Here is a 25017-nt window from a genome sequence, read left to right on the forward strand (position 1 = left end):
TTATTCCTTTTTCAACGCTTTATACATTATTTCCTGAATTTGTCCCCTGATATCCATCTGCATCAATTTGCGATTAGTGGCATCGGGATACGTCCGGTTACTAAGGAAAACATATACCAATCCGTTATCGGGATCTACCCATGCACAAGTACCTGTAAAACCGGTATGACCGTAAACAGATGCCGGGGCAGAAGGAGCGCATGGACTTTTATCCGGTGATTTGGCATCGGCATGGTCAAAGCCAAGTCCACGATGACTGATCTTAGAAACTTCTTTTGTAAACAGTTCACACGTTTCCCTGCCCAGATACCTGTGTCCATTCAATTCACCACCGTTCAACAACATCTGATAGATTTGCGCCACTTCCCGTGCCGTAGAAAATAATCCGGCATTCCCCGAGACACCGCCTTGAAAAGCAGCAGATTCATCATGCACATATCCTTGAAGAGTACATTTCCGGAGAAAAGGATCTTTGGCAGATGGAACGATCTCATTTTTGGAAATACGTTGCAAGGGAAGATAAAGCGTACGCTCTAACCCCATCGGTTCATAAAATTCCCGTGCCAGATACTCATCCATCGGCACACCCGCCAACTGTTCGACAAGGAAACGAAGCAAAATAAAACCGACATCACTATAACGATATTGCTTTGTATTCATCGGAGCCTTCACGATCTGTTCTTCAACGACTCTACGGAAGCTCCGGTTGAGCCAGAGACTATCACATACCTGCAACGTACAATCAGCCGTACGTACTTTAGAAGTCAGCCCTTTCAGAAAACGGAAATTCGGATTCGCCCACGTATTCATACCCAAACGCAATGAATGCACTGCATCACGCCGAGTTGTGAACAAACGTCCTTTATAACTGTCGGAATCAATGGCTTCGCGATAAAACACGATACCGGCAGGCAAACCGGCTTGATGAAAGAGTACTTCACGGATCGTAACATCTTTTTTATTCGTATTTCGTAACCAAGGCAGGTAGTCGGATAGCTTATCCGTCAGGTTGAAACGTCCGCGGTCATATAGCTTCATCAAGGCAAGCAACGTACCGGTTGTTTTAGAAAGAGAAGCAAGATCATAAAGATCGGTTGGCCGCACAGGAGCAGAACCTTTACCGGAATGGGTTCCATAAGAACGGTCGAACATGGTTTTACCCTCTTTCAAGACCACTACCTGACAGCCCGGATAAGCCCCTTCTTTGATTCCCGCTTTTGCCACAGAATCAATGCGCGCTAATATCGTAGAGGACATACCATACTCTTCGGGACGAAAATACAAGGGTGTCTGCGGAGAAATAGTCACACCAGCACCCGTAGGGAATAAGCCTCCCAGACTAGCAGAAAGCCTTCCATCGGCCGTAGCACGGGCAAAAAGAATGTCCGCCACCTGACGTTGAACTTCCTGACCTGCAGAATGTGCCAATATCACCGACCGGGCAGCTGCTACGGCACGCTGAATCTGCAGCATCATTTTGCCGGGAGTAAAAATAAGATAGACGGCCGGAGGCATTTTCTTATCCGCTGCCAGATCGGCAAAGAAACTTTGATAAGGAGCAAGCCGCTGTTCGGAGACAGCCACTATCACACGGGGATAACCCGCTAAAGAATCTCTTAAAGCCTTTTCTTGTGCTGCTGTCATCTCTTTACGAACACGAAAACGTACCAAAGGCGTATATTTCTCCAATTGAGTAGCCAATGCATCCGTTTCTCCCGGATCGCCTACTTCCAAAAGAGCCATAGAAGAGGCATTGGGAATCGTTTTTCCATCTCGTTTGCTAGGGTAAAGAGGCAGCACCTGGTCCTTATTGTTCAAAACAGTAATTGCCGCAAGGTTCAAACGTCGGATAAGATCACGTGTCTGCGGAGTATTGATCCGGGTTCCTAATCCGGAAACCTGAATCACCGGTTTCCGCTTCAAGCCGAGGATATATTTATAAGTCAGTACTTTCCGGCACTTACGGTCGATTTCTTCCCGTGACAAATCTCCCTTTTCTATGGCTTCGATAACTGCGGTAATTTCCGTCTTTAAATTGTGAGGGCTCAGCACCATATCATTGCCAGCTTTCAGAGCTTGCAAACAAACACTCTTATTACCCGAAACACCTTTCATGGCAAGGGCATCGGTAAAGATCAACCCTTTAAAAGCAAACTCTTCCGTCAATAATTTATATACGACATTGCGCGAAAGAGAGGAGGGCAACCCTCCTATCGGTTCAATGACGGGAACCTGCAGATGCCCCACCATCATTCCGCCCAGACCGGCACGAACCGCCTCTTTGAAAGGATATAGCTCCACACTGTCCAATCGTTCCCGGCTAAAGGGCAACAAAGGTAATGCTTTATGGGAATCTACATCCGTATCACCATGACCGGGAAAATGCTTGCAGACAGACAGCACATGTCCCCCTTCCAATCCGGTGGCATAGGCAATCACTTTATCAGCTACACGCACAGGATCTTCACCAAAAGACCGGGTATTGATAACAGGATTCTTAGGATTGATGTTAACATCGGCAACAGGGGCGAAATTGACCTGCACGCCCAATTCACGGCATTGACGCGCCATCTCACGTCCATACTCATATATCAGGCGGTTGTCTTGAATACATCCCAACACCATATTCCGTGGAAAAACAGGTGTTCCCTTCAAACGCATAGCCAACCCCCATTCACCGTCAAACGTTATCATCAATGGCAGCCGTGCCATACGCTGTGCCTGGTTCGTTAATGTAGCTTGTGTCTGCATTTTACCCCCTGAAAAAAGAAGGGCACCGACTTTATAGGTGTCTACCGCTTCCCGCAACAGGGCAAGATTGCGCTTCGTTTCTATCGGTGCAATCGTGTAGACGAAAAGTTGACCTACTTTTTCCTTCAAGCTAAGGCGGTTCATCACAGAGTCCACCCATTGTTGGCAACAGGTATCCCGTTCGGCTTTATAAAGTAAAAGAGGAGTCACATCCGAAGGAGTGTTCACCGCCTCACAAACAGAAGGGAATATTCCGGATAAAAGGATAACTAAAAGTAGAGTTAGAATACGTATTCTCATGCTTATTTTATTGAACTATATATTATGTTTTGTATAACCGGACAGATTTTCATGGCATTCAATTTACTATTCCATACATCGGGACAAAGGCGGTTACTGAGAAAGACATAAACCAACTTTTCTCCGGGATCAGCCCAGACACAAGTTCCCGTCCTTCCCGTGTGCCCAAATACCCGTACAGGAACATCTGGTGCGCAATTATTGGCCTTCGCATCTATCAAATCTGGTTTGTCAAAACCTAACCCACGATGGCTGACAGCAGATGTTTCAGTTGTGAACAACCTGACCGTATCTTCATTCAGATAACGTTGACCGTTCCATTCACCGCCATTTAACCACATTTGATAAACAGCGGCCACTTCACTGGCGGTGGAGAACAAGCCGGCATTCCCTGAAATTCCCCCCATACAGGCGGCTGTTTCATCATGAACGTAACCACATATGTCCTGACGACGAAGATAATCATTTGCCACCGTTGGCATTACTTCTGATTTGGGATACCTATTCAATGGCAGAAATAGTGTACGCTTCAAACCCATGGGTGTATAAAACTCTTTCTCAAGAAATTCATCCATCGGCTGTCCGGTAATGGCTTCAACCACTTGCTGTAGAATTACAAAACCGATCTCACTGTATACATATCGCTTTTGCCCCATCTCTGACCGGACAATCTTTTGCCGGATGGTATTTTTAAAACTTTCATTCAACCACATATCTTCTGCCATATGTAAGGTATAAACAGCTGTCTGTTCGGGTGAAACCAATCCTTTCTTAAACTTGAAATCCGAACAGGCATACGTATATTCACCGATACGGGTATGATGCCATTCATCCACAAAACCTTGTGTGAAAGGTCCCGTCACCGTGTTATCATCAATCGCTTCCCTATAAAATCGAATGTAAGGCAGAAGGCCGGACTCATGCAATAGTAATTCACGGATAGTGATTTCTTTTTTATCGGACGCACGCAACCAAGGTAAAAATGTCGATACCTTGTCCGTTAGTTTCAACTTTCCCTGATCATATAGTTTCATTACAGCAAGCAAGGTAGCCGTTGTTTTGGTGACTGAGCCCAAATCGAACAAGTCCGTAGAACGTACCACCGTGCGATCTTCGTACGAATGTGTACCATAACAACGATTGTAAACGGGAATACCGTCTTTCAGCACTAACAACTGGCATCCAGGGTAAGCTTCGGCAACAATCCCTTCATTCACTACAGAATCAATGCGTTGAAGAACGTAGCCATCCATACCATGTTCTTCGGGTTGGGGAATAGGTTGCATGCCCGGAACTATATCGGTACCATCACCCGCGTGATACAAACCATGAACTGCAACCGGAAGTCTTCCTTGCGTACCCGCTTTGGCAAAACAGACATCCGCCACTTGACGCTGTACTTCCTCTCGGGCAGTATTTGCCAGTACAACGGTTGCGGCACGATTCAACGCCCCCTTCAATAAGCGTAATTTATCATAAGGAGTAAAGAAAACATAAACGATAGGCACTTTAAGTTTCAAATCGTTGAGAAAAGTAGACACTTTCCACATCCCATATCCGTCAACAGTCACACTGACTACTACCCTACTATAATTTTGCAGACCGCCAACGATCTGTTCCCACTCTGTTTCCGATGTTTTCTCTGTCAACCGAAAACAGGCAACAGGCTTTGGGTACTGGCTGAAACGAGCAATAAACGATTGATCCGATCCCTCACTTCCCACACTGAGAATAGCCATCGACTGATCTTCCGGCAAAGGCAATGTCCGGCAACCATTACGTAACACAACTACATCGCCTTCTTGCGAAGAAAGCAAATAAGGAACTTGTTGCGCCACCAGTACTTCCAATGTTCCCAATAGCACAACAAGCAAAAATATCCCTTTTTTCATTCTTATTATTTCTCTGTTTTACTGTTCAAATGTCAAGTCTAGCTTTCCGACAAAAATACCGTTCTTTCCGGTATGAGAAACAGGCACGCTCTCTCCGTTCCTATTCAGAAAGACGACAGGCTCTTTCATAAACGTATGTGAATGCCCCCCTAAAACGACATCGACATTACAGGTGCCACGCACTAAAATCTCATCTTCTGTAATACCTAAATGAGAGAGGCAAATTACCACATCGCAACCTTCCTCATCTTTCAGCTTAGCAGCCACCTCGTTGGCTACCGTTACAGGATCAAGATAAGTAACTCCTTCGCACTTATCAGCCTGAACCAAACCTTCCAATTGCGCTCCCAATCCGAAAACACCGATCTTCAATCCATCACGTTCAATGGTAATGTATGGTTTCACCAATCCTTCAAGCACCGTACCTTTCACATCATAATTGGCACAAACAATCGGGAAATCAGCCTTTTTGAATAACCTGGCCATATTCTCCAGACCGAAATCAAACTCGTGGTTTCCAATAGTAGCCGCATCATACTTCATCAAGTTCAGCATTTCCATCTCAACTTCACCTTTAAAAAGATTATAATAAGGTGTTCCCTGTGAGAAGTCCCCGCAATCGAAAACTAATGCATCTGGAGTTTCTTTCCTGAACTGATCGAGCAGAGTAGCGCGACGTACAAACCCACCCATACCGGCATATTTATCAGCGGCATGTTTATCAATCGGTTCGATACGGCTATGTGTATCGCTGGTTTGCAGCAATGTTAACTTTTTGGTTTGCTGAGCATACCCACAAAAGGAGATGCAGAGCAGAAACAACATGATTACTGATATCTTATTTTTTTTCATATTCCTTTTCTCCTACAGTCATTTAATGGTTATTCTGCCTTCCATACTTGAAGTAATCTTTTTGCCGGCCTTTGTCTGCTGTTCCACATAGTCCATGAACAGGCCACGCAAAGTAGCCTCCTCAGGACATATCCGTTTTTCTGCCTGTACCAAAGGCTTCATGCCGTCATTTCCGTCAGCAAGATAATCAATGGTAGCCACCGTATAGAGGTCCTCATCTTTTATTTCTTTCCCACCTACGGTGCCATTCAACAGTTTGCCATCACTTGTAATCTCCAAGTAAACTCCACTCACACCTTCTCCCTTACGGGCAGCAATGGCTGCAAAAAGTTCTTTTAGTATACTCCCTTTGACGGTGAGTACACAAAGCGAGTTTTCAAAAGGCAATATTTCATAGATGTTGCCACAAGTAATTTCACCTTCGGAGAGTATGTTTCGTAGCCCTCCCATATTTACCAATCCCATATCGGCTGGCTTGCCAAGGGTTTGTGCAGCAGCTCCCCGCAGGACATCCGCCACCAAATTGGACAATAAACTCTCGGGCGCACCGACTTTCATCGTCATTTCGCTCACTCCCACCACGCGGTACATCATACTGTCCACCGCTGCTTTATAAGGAGCCAGCAATGCTAAAGCATCTGCATCCGGTTGTGCATCCCATACAGAATCAATAATAATCATACTTCCCTCAATTTTCGTCAGTTTGTAAGGCGATTGACAAGAAGAAAGTGTCAGAAGCACCGCCAAAGTTACTCCTGAAAAGAGTTTTGCATAAGTTTGTTTCATATATTGTTTTTTTATTGTGCCACAAATATAAATAAAATAGTTGGTAGTGTGCCAAAAAAGTCGTTACTTTGCACCGCTTTCGCGCAATCGCTGTCAGAAGAGGGTTGTCTGGTATGTTGCGTTGTAACGATAAAACAATTTAATAATAACAACAATGGATTTAATTAAAATTGCAGAAGAAGCATTTGCTACCGGAAAACAGCACCCAAGCTTCAAAGCAGGTGACACAGTAACCGTGGCATATCGTATCGTCGAGGGTAACAAAGAACGTGTACAGTTGTACCGTGGTGTAGTTATCAAAATTGCCGGTCATGGCGAAAAGAAACGTTTCACTGTACGTAAAATGTCAGGAACAATAGGTGTAGAAAGAATCTTCCCAATCGAATCACCAGCTATCGACAGCATCGAAGTGAACAAGGTAGGTAAAGTTCGTCGCGCTAAATTGTACTACTTGCGTAAACTTACCGGTAAGAAAGCCAGAATCAAAGAAAAAAGAGTTAACAGCTAACAACTGCAATCTCCTATTCGAAATAAAAAAAGAGAAAACTCCATTAGGTTTTCTCTTTTTTTATCCCTTTCAACTGCCTCAATATATCATCTCCATATCCGTTGTTATTCGTTGCCAATTAATTAATAAAATTTGAATCAAGATTAACGACCTTCCTCTTCACTACAGAAAAGCGTTGAAAACAAAGATAGTAGGTATAAAAGTTCTCTTTAATAGAACGGAGCATCCCATTAAAGAGAACTTTAAGATTACGAAATGATGTCGCTAACTAATCAGCGAAAAGTTATTGCAGAAATTATCTTCTAATCAATATTTTATGATTCTCAACAGAACCACCATTTTCGATTTTCAAAACATAGATACCTCCCGATAGATGAGCTACATTAATATTCTTCTCAGTAGTAGCAATTAGGATTTGTCCATCAATCCCATACAAGGTAGCTTTAACGAACTCACCATTCAAATAAATACGATCAGAAACCGGGTCCATATATATGGAAATACCACTTTCTTTGTCTACAGCATCTAAAGATGTTAAAGAGGGAGAGTATTTCTCGGAAAGTTCCGATGTACGGCCATCCTCGTAATAAGCCCTGACTTCATAATAATCATTATCTTGCATCGGATCATCTATAGTATATCTTGCAGGTAAGTACAATGACAAGTAGTTTACCCTTTCCCCATTACGATAGAGCGTATATGCAATAGGTTGCTCATCGCCCATTTCATCGGCTTCAACAGTGGACTCATTGGTGACATTTCCAATGATTTCCCAACAGCAATGTCCCTCCCGTTCTTTTCCTTCCATGGTAGCATAATAATCAGAAAGTTTTTTCCACGTTACACCACCATCCTGTGAGTACAGGTCGCTCTTACCGGCTTTAAACAAATCACTTATCTGATAGCTAATTGGGATTTGCCGTTCATCATAATCGTATATTTTCAGCCCAATCTTCAAGTCTTTGCTGTCATCTATTTTCACCGGTTCATTCAAAATGACAGTGTTGAATGCATTGATTTCTATATCATCTATATTTTGCTCTCTGATCAATTTCCCGTTTTCAAAAACTACAATGGCAGCATGAGTATCTTTCGATTCTTCAATATTCGGATCGTGATTGATAAAAGTAGTAACTGAGGTCAAATACTTATCTTTATATAAACTCAGGTCTCCCGGTTCGAATGAATTGGCAGCAATAAATATCTTTCCTTCATCCCCCAAAGCCTGTCTAACGACATCCACTTCATAATTGCTAACCGAATAGCCTATCTCATAAACATTGTTATCATTTTTCCAAGCCAAATTCAGTTTACCGTCTTTCTTCTCACCAATCAAACCGACAGGAGCTTCACATTCAAGTTCATTCCCTACTTTAAACAGATCAAAATAATAAGAATACATTGCCAACCCCTGTCCATGAACCCTGAATCTGAGTTGGAACAGAGAACCTGCCACTTGCTTACTAATATCCAGATATTCATAAATCCAGTAACTTTCTTCATTTTTCTTTAGCAAATAATCTTTCACAGAAGTCCATTCTCCTCCATACTTTGCCACCTCAACACTTAAAGTATCACTATTCAGTTCCAACCCCCTTCCATTCAAGAACAAGAAACGTTTTAGGAAAGATACATATACTTTATCTTGTTCTCTAGCATCCAAAAGGCGAGATTCTATAGCAGCAGAATAAGGAATATGGTCAAAATCAACACTTGTTGTCAATCCCGGTGTCCAACCTATACCCTGGAACATAGGCGCACCAAAGTTAACCTTCCACGGGTTGTTTCGCTGTGCGGTAACAGTCCAATAATTAGCAAGAATAGACTGACTATCAAAATTATCGAACATAGGGATTTCGAAAGTAGAAGGCATACATATACTTACCGGATCAGCTCGCGGAGACTCGACTTCCGCACCCGAAATATTATTAAGATAAATGCAAGACACGCTATATAAACGTATTCCAGACTTTACTCCATCATGTAGATAAGTCATTTCAGTCTGATCAGCCGGTACGTTTGCAATTTTTTCTCCATCACAATAAATATTATAAGATTGAGGAGTAAAATCTGATGTTGCATTCTTTTTATTCCAAGCCACCGTTACTTTTTTCAAATCAGCTATCTTCACATGGATATTATCAACCTCCTCAGGAACCACGATCTGATTGTTATCCGTTTGGAGTACCCAAACTTTATATTCATTATTACCTAACAAGGTCTTTCCGTCTGATGATACAGCTATCGGAGTTGCATTCACTTTTTGTTCAAAATTAAAAGACAAAGGAATATCTATCCCAGAAGCACATAGATTTAGGAAATATTCAAAATCAACCATTTGGGAAGATTGGTGTGATCGAAATACCGTTCGTGTATAACGCTGACTCCAAAAGCTTCCATATTTATAGGCCCCGAACATATCTCCATTATCTGCAACTGCCGAAAATTCAAGTCCTGTCACATCTGCATACTCAGGCAATTTGATATATTTATCTTCCTTTACCATATAAATACCCGGAACAGCTTCAGTGAACCGGAAAGCTACGTATTCACCATTCGAACTCACGCCATAAGCACCTCCCCGATTGTTATCCATATTATAAATTGTATCATCCGAACCTCCTTCATTACGTCCTTCGATTAAAATACATTCGCCATTTTTCCACACAGCGGCTACTTCTTTATTTTTAAACCAAACAGTACCCACTACAACTTTTCCATCATCCGATACGGCAACTGCCTGTCCTCCCTTTGCTTCATCCGGCAAACTGAGATGTGCAAACTCCCACTTTTCTGTATTCTCATCATACCTCCACTGACAAGGAAAAGAAAAAGCAAAATTTTCCAAAGCAATGTATCCAACTACCGTTTTCGCATCATTGGAAAGAGCCATTGCAAAGCTACCGTCTTCAAAGTTAGTAAATTGAGACAGTTTATAATCACCTATACCTAAACTGGTAACTTTTCCATCTTTCCAGATAGCAGCGACATTTATTGGCAGCGTATAAGATCCTTCCCATTCCACTACAGTAATTTTATAGTCCTCATCTTTAAAAAAACCAGAAATCACCCGGTCATCTGTTACATCGGTGAATGATCCCGTTTTAGAAAAGTCCTCACTGTCTCCCTCAGTCAACCATGATATGGAACTCTCCTGAACATCCCATAAGAAACTTCTAAAACCAGTCATTCCATTCACCCCAAAGTCTTTTTGTGTCGGGTCTACACCTACTATATAACGCCCATCGGGCGATATACTTTTCCCTAAAGCATAATCATTAATTACAGTAAATTTCTTTTCAGCCTGTAAACCGAACACTCCTAAAAGAGTACACAATACTAAAAGTAAACTTCTTCTCATACTATTAATTTTTTAATGGTAACTTATCCAATGATCATTAGCACGAGGGCAAAAATAGAGGATGGATTGTAAAAATACAAATTGAATAATCGCTGATTCGCGAATTAGAGACGATTATAACGATCTACACTCATAAGAAGGTAATGTAGCATTTCAGACAAAGACCTTCAACCTATCACGCTATAAAACAGAAAATTAGATATACAACCAACTATTTAATTCTAGAATTAGATATCAAAATAAATCTCAGTATATAAATAGCAACAGCCTAGTGAATCAAAAAGTCCCGAAGAAACAATCGTTTCTCCGAGACTTTTCTACCTCTATATAAAATGTGTGGACTTATTATTTATAAATCTTTCAGTTCCCAAGCCAATGCACTGGCACCCAAAACAGCAGCATCAGAATCTTTCAGTTCTGAAACTAAAAGTTTAGTTTTGCCTTTATAGATATTAAGTACATTCTCTTCGATAGCTTTCTGAATAGGTTTCATAATATAATCTCCAGATTTAGCCAAACCGCCAAACAAGACAATAGCTTCCGGGCTTGAGAAAGCAATAAAATCTGCCAAAGCTTCACCAAGCAAAGTTCCTGTGAAATCAAAAATCTCCTGAGCCAATTTATCACCCTGAACAGCTGCGTCATATACATCTTTAGATGTTATGTTCTCAGCCGGAACATTGCGAAGAAGACTTTCGTCAGTGCGAGCAGCAAGTAATTCACGTGCAGTACGCGCTACACCCGTTGCCGAGCAATAAGTTTCAAGACAGCCTTTACGTCCGCAACCACACATACGACCTGTACCGCGACGAACAATCACATGTCCCAATTCACCAGCAAAACCATCATGACCGTAAACCATCTGTCCATTGATTACGATTCCGCTACCTACGCCTGTACCAAGAGTAATCATTATGAAATCTTTCATACCACGGGCAGCACCATAGGTCATTTCACCCACAGCAGCAGCATTAGCATCATTGGTAAGTGCTGTCGGAATACCCAGTCTTTCCTCAAACATAGCTGCCAAAGGAATGATTCCTCTCCAAGGAAGATTTGGTGCAAATTCAATCGTACCACTATAGAAGTTCCCGTTGGGAGCACCGATACCGATACCTTTTATCTTTTCAACACCACCTTGGGCTATAACCAATGGAAGGAGATTTTTACAAACTTCATCCACATATTCTTCAACTGCGGTATAAGCCTGAGTCTTTACAGAACCGCTTGCTATAATAGTTCCGCGTGCATCCACAATACCAAAGACGGTGTTTGTTCCGCCTATATCAATACCCACTACATAGGGCTTCTCCATGTTTGAATTCATGATACTTTGTTTAAAAGGGTTAGCTTATTAATGTTTATTGCTCACAAATTACGTAAAGAAGTTTGAGTCTACAAAATCTTTTTTTAAAAAAGTTCAACTCATTTGCAACTTTTCGTATCTCCTTCGCGTCTAATAAAAGAAATCATAAGAAAAAAAGAACTAAATAAAAGGAATTGTGATACACCTTAAAGACATTAACAAGACTTACTATAACGGGGCACCTCTTCATGTACTCAAAGGTATAAATCTCGAAATCAAACGAGGTGAGTTCGTTTCTATCATGGGGGCCTCCGGGTCGGGAAAATCTACATTACTCAACATATTAGGTATATTGGATAATTATGATACCGGAGAATATTATCTGAACAATGTACTTATAAAAAACCTCAGTGAAACAAAAGCCGCCGAGTACCGTAATCGAATGATCGGATTTATCTTTCAGTCATTCAATCTTATTTCATTCAAAAATGCAGTGGAGAATGTTGCTTTACCTTTGTTCTATCAAGGGGTAAGCCGAAAGAAGCGCAATGCCATGGCATTGGAATATCTTGAAAAACTGGGATTAAAGGAGTGGGCGCACCATATGCCTAATGAAATGAGCGGTGGACAAAAACAGCGCGTAGCAATTGCCCGCGCATTGATCACACAGCCTCAGATTATACTGGCGGATGAACCTACCGGTGCATTAGACAGTAAAACTTCGGTTGAAGTAATGCAGATTCTGAAAGACCTGCATAAATCCGGAATGACTATCGTCGTTGTTACCCATGAAAGTGGAGTTGCCAACCAAACGGATAAAATCATCCATATCAAAGACGGAATCATTGAACGTATCGAGGAAAATCGGAATCATGATGCTTCTCCTTTCGGACAGAACGGTTTCATGAAATAATTCTTCCAAGCTATTAACAACTAAAATCCACTTTCGAACATGATAGATATTTGGCAAGAAATATACAGTACGATCAAACGAAACAAACTTCGTACATTTCTCACAGGTTTTGCCGTAGCATGGGGCATTTTTATGCTTATCGTTTTACTGGGGGCAGGCAATGGACTGATACACGCCTTTGAGGAGTCTTCTTCGGAACGTGCATTGAATTCTATCAAAATATTTCCCGGATGGACTACAAAATCGTACGAAGGTCTGAAAGAAGGGCGAAACATCCGACTGGACAACAAGGACTTGAATGCGACTGAAAAATATTTTAAAGACCATGTAATCAGTGCTGGGGCAACTGTATACCAAGGAAGCGTCAACATGAGCTTCGGTAAAGAATATGTCAACCTAAACCTTACTGGTGTATTCCCGAACTTCACAGAAGTGGAAACTGTAAAACTTGCTCAAGGTCGATTCATCAACGACATAGACATACAACAACGGAGAAAAGTAGCCATACTTAATGTAAAAACAGCAGAAATACTTTTCGGAAAATCTCGTACCGAACCCATTGGACAAAGCGTAAAAGCCGGAGATATAATTTATCAGGTCGTAGGTCTTTACAAAGACCAAGGAGACAATAGTTCAAGTGATGCCTATATTCCTTTCTCTACACTACAAACCATTTATAATAAAGGAGATAAGCTGAACAATTTAATATTTACGACCAAAAATCTTAATTCACTGGAAGACAATGAAGCATTCGAAGCTCAATACCGCAAAGTATTGGGAGCCCAACATCGTTTTGATCCAACAGACGACAGCGCTATCTGGATATGGAACCGGTTCACTAACTATCTGCAAAGTCTAGGAGCAGCAACGATGCTACGTACAGCCATATGGGTTATAGGTATTTTTACTTTGTTGAGTGGAATTGTCGGTGTATCTAACATCATGCTAATCACGGTAAAAGAACGTACCCGTGAATTTGGAATCCGGAAAGCATTGGGAGCTAAACCCAGATCGATTCTATGGCTCATTATAGTAGAGAGCGTCACTATTACTACATTCTTCGGTTATATAGGAATGGTAGCAGGTATTGCCGCTACCGAATGGATGAATTCCACCTTTGGACACCAACAAATGGACAATGGCATATGGTCACAGACAGTATTCTCTAATCCGACAGTAGATATCAGCATCGCCATACAAGCCACACTTACTTTAATACTAGCCGGGACACTGGCAGGATTCTTCCCGGCACGCAAGGCAGTAAGTATCCGACCGATTGAAGCACTTAGAGCAGATTAAGATTATGAGAATAGATATGGATACATGTGAGGAAATACTTCTCACAATAACAAGAAACAAAACCCGGAGCCTACTTACGGCATTCGGGGTATTCTGGGGCATATTTATGCTCGTAGCACTTATCGGAGGCGGTCGGGGTATGCAAAATGCAATGCGCGTACAATTTGAAGGATTTGCCACCAATTCGGGTTTTGCATGGCCACAACAAACCGGTGAGGCATACAAAGGCTTTCGCAAAGGCCGCTGGTGGAGCATGAATATTGATGATATCGAACGCATACGTAAGAATGTTGAAGGTATTGAGTTAATCACACCTTCGATAGCTCGTTGGGGTTCAAAATCTGTATATGAAGATAAAAAGTTCAATTGCATTGTAAAAGGATTACATCCTGAATACGAGCATATCGAAGCACAAAAAATAAATAAAGGCCGTTTTATCAATGATGTTGACATCCGTGAAGCACGTAAGGTATGCGTAATCGGAAAACGAGTTTATGAAAGTTTATTTGCTCCCGGTTCCGATCCTATCGGGAAATACATCCGTGTCGATGGTATCTATTACCGCATCATCGGATTATCAATAACAGAAGGAGACATCAACATCCAAGGACAATCATCAGAATCCGTCATACTACCTTTCACAACCATGCAACAGGCATACAATCTTGGACGTAATATAGAACTGGCTTGCTTTACAGTAAGACCGGGACTAAAAGTAACAGATGTACAACCAGAGGTAGAACGTATCATTAAAGAAGCTCATTTCATTGCCCCGGATGACAAGCAAGCAATCATGTTACTGAACACCGAAGCGATGTTTTCAATGATGGACAACTTGTTTATTGGCATAAAAATCCTTATCTGGATGGTAGGACTCGGCACTTTGTTGGCAGGTGCTATCGGAGTATCGAATATTATGATGGTAACCGTTCGTGAACGTACTACGGAAATAGGAATCCGCCGCGCCATTGGTGCCCGTCCAAAAGATATTCTCCAACAAATCCTGTCAGAAAGTATAGTATTAACCACAGTAGCGGGAATGATCGGCATTTCATTTGCCGTGCTTGTATTGCAGATATTGGATATGGCGACAATCAGGGACAATGGGGAAACTTACGGTTATCAGGTTACATTTGGACTGGCAGTCGGAACATGTGCTTTACTCATTACTTTGGGTATCTTGGCAGGATTAGCTCCGGCTTATCGCGCTATGGCTATAAAACCGATTGAAGCTATCAGGGATGAGTAAGCCACTCCTCCCTCTTTACAGAAAAAGATGAAGGCAATTATGATATACGATTCAAATAAGCGAATAATATAATAATCAAAAATAAGATTAAGATGAAAAAGATTCTGAAAATCACACTACTGGTACTTCTGGCTGCCGGTATCATAGGTACTTTTGTATTCCTGTGGATGAAATCAAGACCTAAAGTTACCGTATATGACACTGTAACAGCAGAAGTTACAGATCTTCAAAAGACAACTGTAGCCACCGGCAAAGTAGAACCACGCGATGAGATTCTTATTAAACCTCAAATTTCCGGCATTATCGATGAAGTCTATAAAGAAGCCGGACAAACCATACGAAAAGGGGAAGTTATTGCCAAAGTGAAGGTAATCCCAGAATTGGGCCAAGTAAACTCTGCCGAAAGCCGCGTACGAATAGCACAAATTAATGAGAATCAAGCACAAACAGATTTCGACCGCATAGACAAACTGTTTAAAGATAAGCTTATTAGTCGGGAAGATTTTGAGAAAAGTGAAGTATCCCTGAAACAAGCTCGAGAGGAAGTACAGACAGCAAAAGATGCTCTCGAGATCATAAAAGAAGGTATCACAAAAAACAGTGCATCCCTATCAAGTACTTTGATTCGTTCAACGATTGACGGGCTGATTCTTGACGTACCGGTGAAAGCAGGTAACTCTGTTATCATGAGTAATACATTTAATGATGGTACTACCATAGCCACAGTAGCCAATATGAACGACCTGATTTTCCGTGGGAAGATAGATGAAACAGAAGTAGGACGTATTCACGAAGGGATGCCCGTCAAACTGACCATCGGTGCTTTACAGAACTTGACATTCGAAGCCCATCTAGAATACATTTCTCCGAAAGGTGTGGAAGAAAATGGGGCGAACCAATTCGAAATCAAGGCGGCAGTCATCGTTCCGGACAGCGTACAAATACGCTCCGGCTATTCAGCGAATGCAGAAATTGTTCTTGAGCGGGCGCAGAAAGCTCTTGCAGTTCCCGAAAGTGTAATTGAATTCAATGGTGATTCCACCTTTGTATATATCTTGACCGATTCCGTACCGGAACAGAAATTTCAACGCAAACAAGTTATCGCAGGAATGAGCAACGGCATCAAGATTGAAATTAAGAACGGAGTGACAACAAAGGATAAGCTACGAGGAGCAGAGAAGAAAAAATAAAGAATGAACCAATATGTAGAACAATTATGAAAAAAGAAGTTATCATATTCTCACTCATAACAGTATGTGTTACTACTCAGGCGCAAGAAAGTTGGACACTACGCCAATGTATCGATTACGCCATAGAGCATAATATCAATGTACTCCAGACAGCCAATGCTGCGGATCAAAGTGCAGTGGATGTGAATTCTGCCAAATGGGCAAGACTTCCGAATCTGAACGGTTCAGCGGGACAAGCTTGGTCGTGGGGACGTTCTCCTTCACCGGTTGACAACACATACAGTGACATCAATAGTGGAAGTACTCAATTTGGGCTCAACAGTAACATTCCAATCTTTACAGGATTGGAATTACCCAATCAATATGCACTGTCTAAACTCAATTTTAAAGCAGCCATAGAAGACTTGAATAAAGCCAAAGAAGATGTGGCAATAAATGTCACTTCCGCTTTTCTACAGGTTTTATTCAATATGGAACTCAGTAAAGTAGCGGCTAGCCAAGTGCAACTCAGTAAAGAGCAAAGCTCACGAATAACCCGTCTTGCAGAAGTAGGTAAAGCCGCTGCTGCTGAAGTTGCTGAAGCCCAAGCTCGCGTTGCACAAGATGAAATGAATCTGGTACAGGCCAATAATAATTATAAACTTGCTCTTCTAGACTTAAGTCAACTATTAGAATTACCAACACCCGAAGGCTTTTCACTTGTAGAACCCGACACACTAACAGCGTTCATCCCATTGACTCCACCGGATGAAATTTATACGGAGGCTTTGGTAAACAAGCCGGGTATCCGTGCAGCACAATTCCGTTTAGAAGGAAGCCAAAAAAGTATACGCATCGCCCAAAGCGATTATTACCCTCAATTATCATTCGGTGCAGGATTAGGGACAAACTATTATACCATAAACGGAGCATCAAATGATGGTTTCGGCAGACAGCTAAAAAACAATTTCAATAAAAATGTCAGTTTTAATCTGAATATTCCATTATTTAATCGTTTTTCTACCCGTAACCGCGTACGAAAAGCCAAATTGCAACAAACAAATCTTGCTCTACAACTTGATAATACCAAGAAGACGCTCTATAAAGAGATCCAACAAGCTTGGTATAATGCCGTCGCTGCCGAAAGTAAATTCAACAGCAGTACTGCGGCTGTTACTGCCAATAATGAATCATTCAGATTAATTAATGAGAAATTTGATAATGGGAAAGCAACTTTCATTGAATATAACGAAGCAAAACAAAATCTGATGAAGGCTCAATCTGACAAAATACAAGCTAAATACGATTATATTTTCCGTACTAAGATACTCGATTTCTATAGAGGTAAAATGATAGAATAAAAAACTATTTGAGAACTCATATTATGGTAATATGCCTCATAGCATAAAACAGGAAACTCCTTGATTTAAGTTAAATCTAAATCAAAGAGTTTCCTGTTTTATGCTATGATTGGAACATCTGCAAAATTTATTAAAAGCCGAAAATATAAGTAAGACAATGAAATTTGATTATGAAAATGGTTATATATTATCATAGTAAACGTCCTCACCCGACTGCAAGAAGAAGTCTCTTATCACTGATTCCTTTTTAAAATCAAATATCCTAACTATATCTTTCTTCACTAATTTAGCAGGGACACCTGCCATTATTGAATTCTCTGGTATTATTCCCCTATAATCTTTATTACAAACGGAACCAAATCCAATTGTAATATTATCAGGAGTCATCGTACCCGGAAGAAGTGCAACTCTGGACCCTATGTAATTCCGCGTTCCTATCAGAATTGGTTTACTATAAGGAAAAATCGAATTATCTATAAGATTTTTCATATAATGATAGTTACTATCTGAAATATCAGAAAAACTCCCGACACGAGCATAATCGGAAAAAACAACACTTTTAGAACATACTAAAGAGCTACAAGAACCCAGACTCGATAATTCCCCCATACATAAATTAGCATTTGGCTCAATAAATATCTTAATAGAAGATCCCAACCATACTTCTCCCTTAATGGTAAACGTACCATGAACTTTAATTTGGGAAGGCTCCTTAAAGCTAAATATTTCATAGTGGTATCCAATTTTTAATAACCCTCTCTTAACCGGTACCGCAAATACGATCTTACCACCTTTTAATGCAAGTTGACATCTACCCCATATGATAATCGGTAGCCTTATTGCATCAATAAATGGTAACATACGAAAATTAATATATAGAGTTTTAAGCCAATTGACATGTATCACATCAGATATAAAACCATAGGTTTTATCAAAAACGTTTCCCATTTTTATTTATTTTCTTTATTATTATCTGCTTTATTCCAATCTTCTTATTTAAATGATAATAAGACAAATACAAGCTCACCATAAATACAAAGGCTGCAAATATATATTTTATCCATATATTTTCCACAGATTGTATATAAAACGCCACAATAGACAATGCTAATATACTCAAAAATAATTTCTTGAAACTTTTTTGAAATCCAAAGTTAAAAAACAGACTACATATGATATATATTCCAATAAAATGAATTATATAATAAATAAAAAAGGCAACACCAAGGCCTTCAATTCCCAACCAATTATACCCAGTAATATTTAAAACCAAATAAGTTGAATTAAAAAATATTGCCGTACAAATAAATATTTGGCTTTTCCCTTTAGCCAGTAAAACATATCCCATAGCCCAAGATGCAATTTTAAAGATATTCCCCAACATAGCCCAATTCACATAAGTAACAGCATTGAGAAAACTTTTTGAATAAAGTATTCTAATCGCAACTGGCATTAAAAATAATGCTATAATTATAATTGGTGAAGCTATCAATATACCTATTTCGGCTTGTTTGTTTACTTCATCTTTAATTCTTAAATTATCTTTGTTTACTGCAGCCAAACGTGGATAATAATCAGTCGCCATAGCAGTGAATATCAATCCAAAATAGCCCTCAGAAATTGAAAAACCAGCTTGAAAAATTCCTGCATCTATAATCCCTCCTTTTTGTGTTATATAAGCTTTTAAGATGTACCCAGCAATAATAGCCAATGATCCGCTAAACATCATAGCTATACCTAACTTAATCAGTCCCAAACCGTGCCCCAAAGATTTCAAAAAGGGTTCATTCACTTTTACCGTTTTTATCTTCTTGGCATAAACCGAAGAAAATATGAGTGTACAAACTGCCGAAATAATAATAGACGGCACAATGCCATTATAAGAAAATAAATAGAAAAGGGGGATCGACAATAGTAAACCGACAAATGAACCAATCATTCCCGATTTAGCCATATAACCAATTTTCCGCATTCCTTGCAAAGCAGCTAATTGTCCTGAACTTAAGGCTGCAAAAAACAGAACCACAGATAACCATATAAAAGACCATGTATATTCTTTATTACCAAAAGTCCATTGGCTTAGATGAGAAGCTAGTAGTAATGTGACTATAAATCCCAAAAGCCCTGTTAGAAGCAACCAACGTTGCAAAGTTTTCAATATACGAGAGACTTTTACAATATCACCACTCCCTGCAGCCTCTGAAATTTCCTTTACCGCACTGGAGTTTATCCCCAAGCCTGTAATCGTTTTTAAAACATCTAAAGTAGAATTCAACATTCCAAATAATCCGATCCCCGTAGGACCTAGCAGTACAGCAAGAATTTTGGATTTAATGATATTTATCAATATATTAAAGATCTGCACGCCTCCAAATATACTGGTTGCTTTGAATATTTGGCGATAGGTTGACTGTTGATTTGTCATCTAATTAAAAAGTTCATTTACCTCCACAAAAATATGACGTATAAGTTAAATAACAAAGCAAATTATTATCTTTGTTCCCATGAATGTAAAATTAAGCTTCATTATACCGTTTTATGGTAATGCAAACAAGGAACTATTAAATCGCTGTATTAAATCCATTAAAAATCAAGGAATAAAAGACAGTGATTATGAAATTATCATTGCAAATGATAACGGAAGAGGTTTAGGTGGAGCACGCAATATTGGCCTGAGCCAAGCAATAGGCAAATACATTATTTTTATAGATGCAGATGATTACATTTTCCAAGACAGTCTGCTTAAATGCTTAGCACTTATAGAAATCCATGAGCCAGACATCCTCTCCTTCGGTCTCAGAAAGGTCATTATCAACCAAAGCAAATTAACTCTTGAAAAGAGATTTTCATATTCAACATATCTTTCAGGTGCTGAATATATGAGTTCCCACAATTTTACAGGAAGTGCATGCCGGCATATATTTCGTAAAGAATTTATATCTTCTTTTAGATTTGCAGAAAACCGATACCATGAAGATGAAGACTTTGTCGCAAAAGCATATTGCTTTGCACAAAAAACAATTATCACGGATTATCCGGTTTACGCTTATTGTTGCCAGCAACAATCTATTACAAGTACACAAACAAAGGAAACGCAAACAAAACGGATAAACGACTTTCATGCCATGTTGATGCGAATTGATCATTTATTAAAAACAGAAGAGTTGATCTCTCAGATTTCTCAAAACGCGTTAACTCGTAGATTAAATTTCCTTACTATAGATTACATACGACAATTAAGAAGGAATAAACTCAGCATAATGGAAATTCGAACCAAAATAAAAGAATTAGTCAACGACGGACTATTACCCTTACCGGATAAAAGTTATTCTTGGAAATATTCTATAACATGTAAAATTATAAATACATTAATTTATTTATGAAAATATTACTAATCGGAGAATGTAGCAATTTACACTGGACACTTGCTCAAGGTTTACGTATTTTGGGCCATGAAGTACATGTTGCAGCAAGCCATAATGGGTGGAGACAATATAAATTTGACATTTCATTAAATCGTCAAACAAGCAGTTTCAAAGACGGCTTACTTTGTTTAGGACGAATATTATATCATTTCCCCAAATTCAGAAATTATGATATCGTTCAGATCAATCATCCCTATTTTTTACGTATACGTTCTGAAAAAGCCTTGCCTTTTTATCGTTACCTTAAAAAATACAACAAGAAGATTTTCCTCGGAGCATTCGGAACTGATTATTATTATGCAAAAGCATGTATGGAAACTAATACGTTTCGCTATTCCGATTTCAAAATCGGTAATACTTTTAAAGACACTCCAACTAATCGAATAGAATTACAAGAATGTCTAACAGGTGGAACAGCCCGTGCCAACCAAGAAATAGCAAAAACATGTAATGGGATTATAGCATGCCTTTGGGAATACTATGTATCCTATGCACCATATTTCGAAGATAAAGTCACCTTTATACCCTTACCTATTAATTGCAACGAAATAACAAGTCGAGTGCATAATATACCCGATAAATTAAATTTCTTCATAGGTATCCAATCTGAACGCAGTGATGTCAAAGGAACAGATATCATGTATCCGGTACTAAAAAAAGTACAACAGAAATATCCTGATTTATGCCATATCACTGAAGCCAAGAATATTCCTTATATTCAATACCAAAAACTACTGGATGGAGCAGATGTCCAATTAGATCAGTTATATTCTTACACCCCATCAATGAATTCACTTTTGGCAATGGCCAAAGGAATTGTAGTAGTAGGAGGTGGAGAAGAAGAAAATTATGATATATTAAACGAAAAGCAATTACGTCCTATTATAAACGTTTATCCTTCGGAAGAAGACATTTTTCAAAAGTTAGAAGATATTGTATTGCATAAAGAAAGAATACCTGAGCTTTCGGCACAGAGTATAGAATATGTCCAAAAGCACCATGACTATATAAAAGTAGCCCAAGAATATGTTGATTTCTGGACAACACATTAATTTTCCATTCTTTGACAAGTTACTATGCAAGAAGAAAGATCCGGGTACAAGACATTATATGCAATCCGGATCTATTCAAACCTATTTAGTGCAGCAATCACCTGTCCCACTTCCTCGTCCGACATTTGCGGAGAAAGCGGAAGACTCAGTACCTCGCGATGAATTCGTTCGGTAACAGGTAGATCGAGAGAGCTATATTCACTCAAAGCCCCTTGTTTATGTGGTGGAATAGGATAATGGATCAATGTCTGTATTCCCATTTCTGTAAGATAAGCTTGCAAACGGTCACGAACAGGTGAAAAGATAGGAAAAATATGAAATACATGCTGTTCCCATTCATCGACCTGAGGCAAAGTCAACAAAGAATTATGTATACCATCTATATAAAGGCGCGCAATCGTCCGGCGACGTTCATTGTTGGCATCCAATCGCGAAAGTTTGACTGAAAGTACGGCAGCCTGTAATTCGTCAAGTCTGCTGTTAATGCCCTGGTAAGGATGTATATATTTTGCAGAAGATCCGTAGTTACCCAATGAACGCGCTAAAGAAGCTACTTCTTCATCATCAGTAACAACAGCTCCACCATCGCCCAAAGCTCCAAGATTTTTAGAAGGATAAAAGCTAAACGCGGCTGCATCTCCCAGATGTCCGGCATGTTTTCCTTTATATACCGCACCGTGCGCTTGTGCTACATCCTCTACTACTTTCAAATGATAACGATGGGCAATGGCAAGGATCGGATCCATATCCGCACAACGCCCATAAAGGTGTACCGGGAGTATGGCACGGGTACGGGAGGTTATGCATTCTTCTATTTTTTCAGGATTTATATTGCAGGTATCCCAACAAGGTTCACAGAGTATCGGTTTCAGTCCGGCACGAAGTACACCGATGATAGTAGCTATACAAGTATTGGCAGGTACAATCACTTCATCTCCGGGTTGCATAATGCCCAACTGCTGGTAAGCCATAAAAATAAGTGTCAGTGCATCCATACCATTTCCCGTACCTACGCAATATTTCGCTCCGCAATATTCCGCAAATCGAGACTCGAATTTTGCATTTTCATTTCCCTGAATATACCATCCGGATTTAATCACTCTATTTATTGCCTCCGACAGTTCAGGCTCGAACGAGTCACTGACACGCTGTAATTCAAAATACTTTATCATTTGACAGGAATTTTAAATTTAATTCATAAGCATCATATACGACAGCACGACCTCCGAATCCTTCTTTCTGAAAAATCAATCCTGCATTCAGATACCGCCCCCCCTCTTCAACCGAAGTTCCAAAATCGAAATACTTCTTGTTTGCGTACCGGTCATAAAGCAAATAATCGAACAAATAATCAAGTGCGCCTACACTTCTCCCATATTCGGTTGAACCGATGTATTGAACATGGGCAACTTGCCGAGTAACATACACCACACATCCCCCTATGGTTTCACCCTCCACATTTACAACGCGGTGGAGTTCTATCTCTGCAGGAAAATAACAATGAAGCAGCATCATCTCTTTCAAAGAATGTACAGGCTGTGCGTCATAACGTTTCTCCAGATTGGCTTCTAATATCGGCCAAAAGAGTTCAAAGGCGTTGTCCGTACAAATGTTCAAACCTGTATGTTGGGCTTTTTTCAATTTCCGGCGGTGCAAGGTACGGAAAGGGAGAGGTTTGTCTAGTAAGACTACCGAAGAAATCTTGCGTTCAATCACATGTGCATTTGTACGGAAAAGAACATAAAGATCTTCCTCCGAAGGATAAGCATGATATATATGTGGAACCGGACGGTATATGATTCTCTCCACTTCCGGTATTTCCTTCAGATATTGAAAAAGCAAACGGAATATTTCCAGTACCAAATCTATTGTTGCCTGATAAGAAAGGAGCAATCCACCGTATGTCAATCCATTATGAGTGCAAAAAGCATTTCCGGAAAGATGAGCCGGCAATAATGCGATCAGTTGTTCCCCTTTGTAGAACATCAACGAATGATCATCGAACCGATCGGAGTGATAGTCCATATAATCACGTTGCAATAAGAAAGTCCCATTCTTAGTCTCCGGAACGAATTGATCCCAAATGTGTTTCAGATCTTGAGTATAACGGGTTACGTTTAACCGCGATTCTGCAATATGCTCATTCATCGTTTTATGAAATCCAAAAATTCCTCGTAAGAATTTATATAAGTTTCAGGACAATATACATGAGAAGCGAAAACTAATAAAACGGCATCCGAAGAGAAATTGCTCAGTTCATTCCAAGTAGCGGGAGGAACCAATAATCCTTCCGATTTTGATGTCAGATGATACGTCCTTCTCCCATTCACATCTTCCAAACAAACATCTACACTGCCGTGGATAGCTATCAAATATTGATAAGACAGCCTGTTTGCATGTTTTCCACGCTCTTCTCCCTGTGGCACATCATATATCCAATAGACACGTGTCACTGTAAAAGGTACCTGTTTTTCAAATTCAAGAAGTGTCAAGCTACCTCGTTTATCTGTAAATGTCTTTAAATAATCCATACTTTATAAGAAACGATATTTACCGGATATTATTATATGACTGAGGCTTTATGTTAACTTTACAACCGGAAATTAACGGATATGCTATATCGAATGACAATTGACAATAGATACATACATTAAATCTTATGAGTGAGTAAAAAGTATGAGAATACAGGCTCTATTAAACAAGAAAATAGACAGATATGGCTAACCAGCGTTTGAGATATTAACACTCATCGCGCTGGACATTAATACCTATCACACTGAATATTAATATCCA

19 protein-coding genes are annotated in these 25017 nt (G+C 39.9%); 8 read left to right on the forward strand and 11 right to left on the reverse strand.

What is annotated here, in order from left to right; genetic code table 11:
- From H8744_RS02910 to H8744_RS02925, 4 genes are read right to left on the reverse strand one after another with little or no spacing between them, the layout of a single operon-like run.
- Positions 1-3045, reverse strand: coding sequence for a serine hydrolase domain-containing protein (locus H8744_RS02910; protein ID WP_439649367.1), 3045 nt, complete (start codon positions 3043-3045; stop codon positions 1-3).
- A gap of 8 nt (positions 3046-3053) precedes the next feature.
- Positions 3054-4943 (reverse strand): serine hydrolase domain-containing protein, encoded by a 1890-nt coding sequence (locus H8744_RS02915; protein ID WP_262433419.1) that lies wholly within the window; start codon positions 4941-4943, stop codon positions 3054-3056.
- Between the two features lie 18 nt (positions 4944-4961).
- Positions 4962-5795, reverse strand: a complete 834-nt coding sequence (locus H8744_RS02920) for a bifunctional metallophosphatase/5'-nucleotidase (RefSeq protein ID WP_262433420.1) — start codon at positions 5793-5795, stop codon at positions 4962-4964.
- 18 nt (positions 5796-5813) lie between these two features.
- Positions 5814-6581, reverse strand: coding sequence for a 5'-nucleotidase C-terminal domain-containing protein (locus H8744_RS02925; RefSeq protein ID WP_262433421.1), 768 nt, complete (start codon positions 6579-6581; stop codon positions 5814-5816).
- Between the two features lie 154 nt (positions 6582-6735).
- Between H8744_RS02925 and rplS the strand changes: the two genes are divergently transcribed.
- Positions 6736-7089, forward strand: a complete 354-nt coding sequence (gene rplS / locus H8744_RS02930; protein WP_262433422.1) for a 50S ribosomal protein L19 — start codon at positions 6736-6738, stop codon at positions 7087-7089.
- Positions 7090-7384: 295 nt separating this feature from the next.
- On the opposite strand, the gene H8744_RS02935 is transcribed toward rplS, so the two are convergent.
- Entirely contained in the window at positions 7385-10450 is a 3066-nt protein-coding gene (locus H8744_RS02935; protein ID WP_262433423.1) for a T9SS type A sorting domain-containing protein, read from the reverse strand.
- 349 nt (positions 10451-10799) lie between these two features.
- Positions 10800-11777, reverse strand: coding sequence for an ROK family protein (locus H8744_RS02940; RefSeq protein ID WP_262433424.1), 978 nt, complete (start codon positions 11775-11777; stop codon positions 10800-10802).
- Between the two features lie 175 nt (positions 11778-11952).
- Here H8744_RS02940 and H8744_RS02945 point away from each other — a divergent pair, with 175 nt between their 5' ends.
- From H8744_RS02945 to H8744_RS02965, 5 genes are all read left to right on the forward strand, one after another.
- Positions 11953-12669, forward strand: coding sequence for an ABC transporter ATP-binding protein (locus tag H8744_RS02945; RefSeq protein ID WP_262433425.1), 717 nt, complete (start codon positions 11953-11955; stop codon positions 12667-12669).
- 39 nt (positions 12670-12708) lie between these two features.
- Positions 12709-13968: an ABC transporter permease gene (locus H8744_RS02950; RefSeq protein WP_262433426.1), complete on the forward strand. Its 1260-nt coding sequence runs from the start codon at positions 12709-12711 to the stop codon at positions 13966-13968.
- Positions 13969-13972: 4 nt separating this feature from the next.
- Positions 13973-15217 (forward strand): ABC transporter permease, encoded by a 1245-nt coding sequence (locus H8744_RS02955; RefSeq protein WP_262433427.1) that lies wholly within the window; start codon positions 13973-13975, stop codon positions 15215-15217.
- 92 nt (positions 15218-15309) lie between these two features.
- Entirely contained in the window at positions 15310-16407 is a 1098-nt protein-coding gene (locus H8744_RS02960) for an efflux RND transporter periplasmic adaptor subunit (protein WP_262433428.1), read from the forward strand.
- Between the two features lie 26 nt (positions 16408-16433).
- The gene (locus tag H8744_RS02965) at positions 16434-17747 is read left to right on the forward strand and encodes a TolC family protein (RefSeq protein WP_262433429.1); all 1314 of its coding nucleotides are present in this window, start codon (positions 16434-16436) and stop codon (positions 17745-17747) included.
- Between the two features lie 180 nt (positions 17748-17927).
- On the opposite strand, the gene H8744_RS02970 is transcribed toward H8744_RS02965, so the two are convergent.
- Entirely contained in the window at positions 17928-18695 is a 768-nt protein-coding gene (locus tag H8744_RS02970) for an LbetaH domain-containing protein (RefSeq protein WP_262433430.1), read from the reverse strand.
- On the reverse strand, positions 18679-20172 hold the full coding sequence (locus tag H8744_RS02975; protein ID WP_262433431.1) for an O-antigen translocase: 1494 nt from the start codon (positions 20170-20172) through the stop codon (positions 18679-18681). The genes H8744_RS02970 and H8744_RS02975 overlap by 17 nt, the downstream gene beginning before the upstream one ends.
- A 79-nt stretch (positions 20173-20251) precedes the next feature.
- Here H8744_RS02975 and H8744_RS02980 point away from each other — a divergent pair, with 79 nt between their 5' ends.
- Entirely contained in the window at positions 20252-21130 is an 879-nt protein-coding gene (locus tag H8744_RS02980) for a glycosyltransferase family 2 protein (protein ID WP_262433432.1), read from the forward strand.
- Positions 21127-22224, forward strand: coding sequence for a hypothetical protein (locus H8744_RS02985; protein WP_262433433.1), 1098 nt, complete (start codon positions 21127-21129; stop codon positions 22222-22224). The genes H8744_RS02980 and H8744_RS02985 overlap by 4 nt, the downstream gene beginning before the upstream one ends.
- 71 nt (positions 22225-22295) lie before the next feature.
- On the opposite strand, the gene H8744_RS02990 is transcribed toward H8744_RS02985, so the two are convergent.
- From H8744_RS02990 to H8744_RS03000, 3 genes are read right to left on the reverse strand one after another with little or no spacing between them, the layout of a single operon-like run.
- Positions 22296-23396 (reverse strand): DegT/DnrJ/EryC1/StrS family aminotransferase, encoded by a 1101-nt coding sequence (locus H8744_RS02990; protein WP_262433434.1) that lies wholly within the window; start codon positions 23394-23396, stop codon positions 22296-22298.
- Positions 23380-24372: a GNAT family N-acetyltransferase gene (locus H8744_RS02995; protein WP_262433435.1), complete on the reverse strand. Its 993-nt coding sequence runs from the start codon at positions 24370-24372 to the stop codon at positions 23380-23382. The genes H8744_RS02990 and H8744_RS02995 overlap by 17 nt, the downstream gene beginning before the upstream one ends.
- A complete protein-coding gene (locus H8744_RS03000) occupies positions 24369-24755 on the reverse strand; it encodes a sugar 3,4-ketoisomerase (RefSeq protein WP_262433436.1) in 387 nt (128 codons plus the stop codon). Before H8744_RS03000 ends, H8744_RS02995 begins: the two co-directional genes overlap by 4 nt.
- Positions 24756-25017: the final 262 nt, after the last annotated feature.

The organism is Jilunia laotingensis, assembly GCF_014385165.1.
Taxonomy (GTDB): Bacteria; Bacteroidota; Bacteroidia; order Bacteroidales; family Bacteroidaceae; genus Bacteroides; species Bacteroides laotingensis.